This window comes from Lysobacter cavernae (assembly GCF_042648505.1).
Classification (GTDB): Bacteria; Pseudomonadota; Gammaproteobacteria; order Xanthomonadales; family Xanthomonadaceae; genus Lysobacter_L; species Lysobacter_L cavernae.
Genome location: NZ_JBHRXK010000001.1, coordinates 1,033,101 through 1,036,642 on the forward strand (window position 1 = coordinate 1,033,101; position 3,542 = coordinate 1,036,642).

The following is a 3,542-nucleotide window of genomic DNA, read 5'->3' on the forward strand; positions in this document are numbered from 1 at the left end:
GGCCGGCCTGCGAGCCCGGGCACTTGTCGTCGCAGTTGTTGACGCCGTCACCGTCGTCGTCCAGGTCCGCGCACGCCGGGGCCACCGGCGCCGGCACGGCCGCGACCGGCGGCGGGCCGAGCGGAATCACGATGCCGACCGAAGCCAGGATGTCGCCGAACCAGTCGGCGCCGTCGTCCTGCGGGAAGTCATCATTGTTGAATGCACCGATGCTGTCGTTATCAGCGTCGATTCGGTAGGCCAACTCGGTGCGGACACCGATTCGGCCGAGGTTGCTCTGGATACCGACGCCCAACTTGCCGGCCACGTCGCCGCCCTTGCGCTCACCGGGCGAGTTTGGGCTCGGGAAGTTGTCGAATTCTTCCTCGTGACGCTGGTAGCCCAGGCCCATCAGCACGTAGGGATTCCAGTTGCGGCCTTCGGCGAGGAAATGACGACGCACGTCGAACGAGATGCCGTACTGGCTCCAGTTCAGATTCTGGTTGTCGTCATTATCCGGATTCTGGTAATTCAGCTCGCCGTCGAGCGACCAGTTCGGATTGAGGAATTTGCCGACCCCCAGAGCAACGAACGGGGTGTCTTTGGTACCGCGCTTGCTGTCCTGGAAATTGAAACCGGCCGAGCCGGTGAGATACCAGCGATCGTCGAATTCCTGCGCGCTGGCGACTTGCGCCACACTCAGGCCACCCAGCAGGGCGGCGCAGAGGAGTTTCTTGTTCATGCTCAGCTCCTTGATCAAATTGGGAAACTGCGTCTGCGAGTTCCTATTGTCAGGACGGCCGCCAGTCGACGCCATCTGGCCCAGATTAAGTTTGCCTATGTGAAGACGACGTTCACAAGGGCCTAACATTCTCCAGATTCCTGGCCGGCTGCGACTCGACCACATAATTTCAGATTTTTAACAAGGCCAGAAACTGGGTAATCGGCAGGGCTTCGAGCTTGTCCGGCTGCGCGGCCAAGGCCAGCAACTGCTCGGCCTGGCCGGCCGGCAGTCTGGCGCGGATGGCCGCCTGGAACTTGCCCATCAGCACCGGAACACCTTCGGCGCGGCGCTTGCGGTGGCCGATCGGGTAATCCACCGAAACCTTTTCGGTACAGGTACCGTCCTTGAAAAACACCTGGACCGAATTGCCGATATAGCGCTTGTCCGGGTCGAAATAATCGGCGGTGAACTGCGGGTTTTCCTTGACTGTCATTTTGTCGCGCAGCGCGTCGATGCGCGCATCGCTTGCGACGGCGTCGCCATAGTCGTCGGCGGTGAGACGACCGAAGAGCAGCGGCACGGCCACCATGTACTGCAGGCAGTGATCGCGGTCGGCGTAGTTCGCCAGCGGACCGGCCTTGTCGATGATGCGGATGCCGGCCTCCTGGGTTTCCAGCTCGATGCGCTCGACCTGGTCGAGCCCGCCCTCGTCCAGCCTGGCCTTGACCTGGCCATGCAGTTGCATCGCGCACTCGACCGCGGTCTGGGCGTGGAACTCGGCCGGGTAGCTGATCTTGAAGAGGATGTTCTCCATCACGTAACTGCCGAACGGGCGCTCGAACTCGAATGGCCGGCCCTGGAAGGCGATGTCGTAGAAGCCCCAGGTCGGCACGCTCAACGCGCTCGGATAGCCGACCACGCCCTTGATGGCGTTGAGCGCGTGGGTCACGGCGCGGCGGCAGGCATCGCCGGCGGCCCAGCTTTTGCGCGGGCCGGTGTTGGGGGCATGGCGGTAGGTGCGCAGCACGCCATTGTCGATCCAGCTGTTCGACACGGCGGTGATGATCGCGTCCTTGTTGCCGCCGAGCATCGCGGTGGCGACCGCGGTCGAGGCCAGCCGCACCAGGATCACGTGGTCGAGACCGACGCGGTTGAAGGAGTTCTTCAGCGCGTAGCAGCCCTGGATTTCGTGCGCCTTGATCGCGTGACCGAGCACGTCGCGCACGGTCATCGCCTGACCGCCTTCGGCCTCGGCCTTGCGGCCCAGGTAGTCGGCGACGGCGAGGATCGCGCCGAGGTTGTCGGACGGGTGGCCCCACTCGGCCGCCAGCCAGGTGTCGTTGAAGTCGAGCCAGCGGATCTGTACGCCGATGTTGTAGGCGGCCTGGGCCGGATCGAGCTCATGCGAGGTGAACGGCACGCGCGCGCCGCCCGGCATGCCGGCGCCCGGCACCAGCGGGCCGAGATGCTTGACGCATTCGCAATGCCCCATCGCCAGCGCCGCGCAGGCCAGCGAGTCCAGCAGCATGTAGCGGGCGGTATCGAAGGCCTCCTTTGACTCGACCCGGTAATCGGCGACGTAATCGGCGATGTCCACCATCGGTTGGTCGGGCTTGGGGCGGACGGTGGAGCGGATGTCGAAGTGGCTCATGGAGGCATACCAGCAGGCGAAGGCAGTGGGGCATCTTGCCGGAGTGGCTGACACCGGCCGGTGACGGGATTTCCGGCGGCAGAACGCACCGGACCGGCCGCGGCGCTTGGAAATGTCCCGCGCCGGGATCACGCTACGGACATGGACATCCCCACCCGCCTCCCCGCCCTGTTCCTGTCCCACGGCTCGCCGATGCTGGCGGTCGAGGACTCGCCCGCCGGCCGCTTCCTCGACGGCCTGGGCGGCGAGCTGCCGTGGCCCAAGGCGATCGTGGTCGCCTCGGCGCATTTCATGACCGACCGGCCGATGCTCGGTGGCCATGTCCGACCGCACACCGTGCACGACTTTGGCGGCTTCCCCGAGCCGCTGTACCAGATCAAGTACCCCGCGCCGGGCGCGCCCGACCTGGCCGAGCAGATCGCCCGACGCTTGGCCGACGCCGGCCTCAATCCGAAAGTCCGCGAGAACCACGGCCTCGACCACGGCGTCTGGGTGCCGCTGCGACGCATGTACCCGTTGGCGGAGATTCCGGTGGTGCCGCTGTCGGTGATGCCCTACGGCAGCGCCGCGCAGCACTACGCGCTGGGCCAGGCGCTGGCACCGCTGCGCGACGAAGGCATCCTGGTGATCGGCTCCGGCGGCTTCGTCCACAACCTCGGCGACCTCGACTGGAAGCACAAGGACGGGCCGATGCCGGTGTGGGCACGCGAGTTCGGCGACTGGATGCACACGATGCTCGCCGCGCACGACTGGCCGGCACTGATGGACTGGCAACAGCGCGCGCCTCACGCGCAACACGCCCATCCGACGGTGGAGCACCTGATGCCGTTGTTCGTGGCGCTGGGCGCCGCCGGTGATTCGCCAAGCGTGCGCACGATCCACCGCTCGCACGAGTTCGGGTCGCTGGCGCTGGATGCGTTTGCGTTTGATTGAGGCGGCAAATAACGCCGATCGCACACCCTTCGACCCTTCGACAAGCTCAGGGCAGGCTTCACGGCTGCGCCGCTACGCTCACAGCTAACGGGGTGGATTGGCTTGAAGCTTTGAAACTTCGCGGTTTTGGTTTGCGACAGCCCACCGCCTTTCTAGACCCTAACAGGCTGCTGAAATACCGCCCGTCTTGAACACGATCCGCCCCGGCTGCGATGGCACGAGCGGACTTTCATTCAGATCGGCGCACCGTTGATC

General features: G+C 65.3%; 3 protein-coding genes. 1 reads left to right on the forward strand and 2 read right to left on the reverse strand.

Going from position 1 to position 3,542, the window contains the following annotated elements; all coding sequences use genetic code 11:
* Together ACFOLC_RS04445 and ACFOLC_RS04450 are read right to left on the reverse strand one after the other, a co-directional pair.
* The coding region (locus ACFOLC_RS04445) for an outer membrane beta-barrel protein (RefSeq protein WP_386757986.1) at positions 1-721 on the reverse strand (721 nt) is incomplete at its 3' end.
* Positions 722-890: 169 nt separating this feature from the next.
* Entirely contained in the window at positions 891-2,354 is a 1,464-nt protein-coding gene (locus ACFOLC_RS04450) for a bifunctional 2-methylcitrate dehydratase/aconitate hydratase (protein ID WP_386757895.1), read from the reverse strand.
* 141 nt (positions 2,355-2,495) lie between these two features.
* Between ACFOLC_RS04450 and ACFOLC_RS04455 the strand changes: the two genes are divergently transcribed.
* Positions 2,496-3,287, forward strand: a complete 792-nt coding sequence (locus ACFOLC_RS04455; RefSeq protein WP_386757897.1) for a DODA-type extradiol aromatic ring-opening family dioxygenase — start codon at positions 2,496-2,498, stop codon at positions 3,285-3,287.
* The last annotated feature ends 255 nt before the right edge of the window (positions 3,288-3,542 follow it).